This is a genomic window from Pseudomonadota bacterium (assembly GCA_030859565.1).
Taxonomy (GTDB): domain Bacteria; phylum Pseudomonadota; class Gammaproteobacteria; order JACCXJ01; family JACCXJ01; genus USCg-Taylor.
Map to the genome: position 1 here is coordinate 1 of JALZJW010000246.1, position 3,309 is coordinate 3,309.

The following is a 3,309-nucleotide window of genomic DNA, read 5'->3' on the forward strand; positions in this document are numbered from 1 at the left end:
GAACAGTCGTCGCACCGCCCAGGCTCCCGACGCCCCCAGCTATCCCCGGAGGCCAGTACTCTTTCACCCTAGGAGGCCAGGCTTTACTACCTTCTTTCAGACTCATCTTTGAATTAGAAAATACTGATCAAGCGCGAGTTCACGGTGGGCCGCCTCGCGACGCGGCGCGCTGCCGCGCTGCCTCTGGCCGCGGCTACCGGCGGCATGTTGCTGCCCGCGCTTATCTACCTCGCGGTGGCGCCGTCCGGGCCGCTCGCGCACGGATGGGCCATTCCGACGACGACGGACACCGCGTTCGCGGTCGCCATCATCGCCATGCTGGGCAACCGGGTGCCGGTCGAGCTGCGGATCTTCCTGACGGCGGCGGTGGTCATCGACGACCTGGTGGCAATTGCCATTGTCGCCGTGTTCTATTCCACAGGACTCGATGCTTACTATGCCGGCGCCGCCGCAGTCGTCACCGGGTTGCTGGTGTTCCTTAATCGCAGCGGAATTTACCGGGTGCTGCCTTACGCGGTGCTCGGTGTCCTCCTGTGGAGTTGCCTCCACATCTCCGGCCTGCATGCCACCCTGGCGGGCGTGATCCTGGCGGTCGTTACGCCGACGCGTCCGCCGGGCAACCTGGCGGCGCTGATGTCGCAAGCCGAAGCGGTGTTCCGGCACGAGCTGCGGGTGTCGCGCGAGAAGGTGCTGCGGCACGGACCTTCGGAGCCGGCGCTGCATGCCATTGACCAGATTCACGACCGGATAGAATCCCCGGCCTCCAAGCTGCTGCGGTCGGTGGAGCCCTGGTCCAGCTATGCCGTGCTGCCGCTGTTCGCGCTGGCCAATGCAGGCGTCGTCTGGTCCGCCGGGGTGATCGAGGAGCACGAGAGGCTTATCGCCGCGATCGTGTTGGGACTCGTGCTGGGGAAGCCGGCCGGCATGGTCGCCGCCGCCACCATTGCGGTGTGGTCCGGTCTCGCCGTGAAGCCCGAAGCCTATAACTGGAGGCAGATGCTGGGCGCCGGCGCGCTGGCCGGCATCGGCTTCACGATGTCGCTCTTCATCGCTGGCAGGGCATTTCCCGACGACGCAGATTTTGCCGCCGCGAGGATCGGCGTGTTCCTCGCCTCGCTACTCGCCGGGTCATTTGGAGCAGCAATCTTGTGGCCGCGAAGGGCGGAAGGAAGACCACCGGAGATCGACCGGCCCGGTGCAGGATCGCGGGAGCCCACGGCAGCCTCTTAGCGGGCGGGCGCGATGAGCGCGAGCTGAATGCTGGTCGCGGCGCAAAGGGGGTTTATCTCATGAACCAACGAGAGCACAAGCAACATCACCACGATGTGGCACCGCGCGGGCGCGGTCACGGGCCGCGATGCGGTGATCAGCGCCATCGGGCCGAGCCAGGAGGGTGGCGATCCGCAAATGGTTCAGAGCGGGCCCGCTACTCCTTTTCGGCAGCTACGCCTCGGCCTTCGGCGGTGAATAGATGGTGAAGAGCTTGAGCGGCGTGGTGCCCGTGTTGATGAAGTTGTGCCGCGTACCGGCGGGAACGGCGACCAGCGTGTGCGCTTTGACCGCGCTGCGCTGACGTTGCCTATCCTTCACTGACTGCGTGCGAGGTTTCACTTTCCATCCATCCTCCGCCTAAAGCACGGTAGAGCTGCACGACAGAAACCAAGGAATCGCGTTGCGCCTGACTCAAAGCCAGCTCGGCCGAGAACAACTCGCGATTTGCATCCAAGACTTCGAGATAGGACGAATAACCGCTCGCATAGCGCAGTTGCGCGAGTCGGGAAGATCTGGAAAGCGTCCGCACTTGTTCCTGCTGCGCTGCGTGCACAGCGTTGAATTGCGCGGTGTCGTTAGCGCATCGGACACTTCTCTGAAAGCCTGCTGCACCGTTTGTTGATACTGCAGGAGTGCCTGCTCGGTGCGCGCTCTGGCCGCTTCCACCTGATATCGGCTCGCATTTGCGTTGAGGATAGGCTGGAGCAAACTGAGGCCCAAGGACCAGAATCTGGCTGGCCCGATAAACAGATCGGAGAGTTTTCGGCTCTCACCCCCGAGTAGCCCGGTCAAAGAAATCGGCTCCTCAGCAGAATCTATGGGTGAACTGCGGTTCGGGTAGAGCGCCAAGGGTATGATACAAAGCCACTTCCAGCGCATGATAGGTTCGAAAGCCGAAGGCTTTTCTGGTGGTCAGTTTGGCCTTGGTGTTGAATCCTTCAACCACGCCGCTGGAGAGCTGACCTTTGGCGCGGAACCAGTTGAGCAGCAGCGCGCGGTGACCCCGCAGCATTCGAGCGATCTTCTTCATCGGTTCGAGCTTCGAGCGCATCGTACGGGTGCACCAGTGATCGAGGAATTGCCCGGCCCAATACGACGAGCGATAGCACCAGAAAAATTGAAAGTCCTCCTTGAGCAGGTAGCTGCGCACGGTGCGCAGATTGTAGCGCAGCAGATCGGAGAGTCTAGTCTCTTGCTTCTCGGTGAGGTTCTCGGGGCGTTTGAGCAAGAGCCAGCGCGTGTTGGTCAGCACCGGGTCATAGCCTTGGGCCTTGAGCGCCCGGGCTTCCTGGGCACGCACCTCATCGATCGCCTTGCTCAGATGCGCCATGATGTGGAAGCGATCCAGCACGTGGATGGCCTGCCCCGTCTTCTTGGCAATGACCTTCAAATAGGGTTTCCACATATCCGAGCAGATGAAGCGCAGGTCAGCGCTACGTTCCTTGCCCAACCAACGGAAGAAACGCAACAGCGTCTTGACCGTGCGTTTCTCGCTCACCCACAGCAGCCGCTTACACTGGGCGTCAATTTGGTAGACCATGGTCAGGTACCGATGCTCCCGTCCCCAAGCCAGCTCATCGATACCAAGGCTGTGGATGCCCGAGAGATCTACGTGCGCCCGGCCCCAGAGGACCGCCATCTCTACTGCACCGAACACCGCCTCCCAGCTCATCTGGAAGGCCTCGGCCACCTCACGCCACGAGAGCCGTTTCGCCCAACGGGCCAAAAACCACGCATAGGCCTCGGTCAGCGGATGTTTGCCCATCGCCCAAGGCAGGCACTCCACCTTCACGCCACAACAGGGGCAGTCCACACGCCGCGGTGCATAGAGGAAAAACACCTTCATGCCCCACAGCGGCACGAACTCAAAACGCCTCATCGGCAACCTATCGTAACCGGGACCCCTTCGCCCACAGCCCGAGCACACCGCCTGGCCATTGGCCCGTGGATGCAGTTCCACTTCCAAGGCCGGGGGCGAGCTGTCCTCCACCCAACGCACCGCTCCGTACACAAAGGATTTGAATTTCTGGACGCGAT

Annotated in this window: 3 protein-coding genes and 2 pseudogenes; 1 reads left to right on the forward strand and 4 read right to left on the reverse strand. The window is 62.2% G+C overall.

From position 1 onward, the window contains the following. Positions 1-144: 144 nt before the first annotated feature. A complete protein-coding gene (gene nhaA, locus M3436_20195; protein ID MDQ3566294.1) occupies positions 145-1,230 on the forward strand; it encodes a Na+/H+ antiporter NhaA in 1,086 nt (361 codons plus the stop codon). On the opposite strand, the gene M3436_20200 is transcribed toward nhaA, so the two are convergent. The 4 genes and pseudogenes from M3436_20200 to M3436_20215 form a co-directional block, all read right to left on the reverse strand. Beyond that, positions 1,227-1,376, reverse strand: coding sequence for a hypothetical protein (locus M3436_20200; protein MDQ3566295.1), 150 nt, complete (start codon positions 1,374-1,376; stop codon positions 1,227-1,229). The two genes, nhaA and M3436_20200, sit on opposite strands and share 4 nt — an antisense overlap. A 67-nt stretch (positions 1,377-1,443) precedes the next feature. Continuing rightward, positions 1,444-1,572, reverse strand: a pseudogene (locus M3436_20205) (cupin domain-containing protein). Between the two features lie 7 nt (positions 1,573-1,579). Continuing rightward, positions 1,580-2,151, reverse strand: a pseudogene (locus M3436_20210) (TolC family protein). Then, positions 2,078-3,309 (reverse strand): ISL3 family transposase (locus M3436_20215; protein MDQ3566296.1); only part of this gene is annotated, 1,232 nt, incomplete at its 5' end. The pseudogene M3436_20210 and the gene M3436_20215, both read right to left, overlap by 74 nt.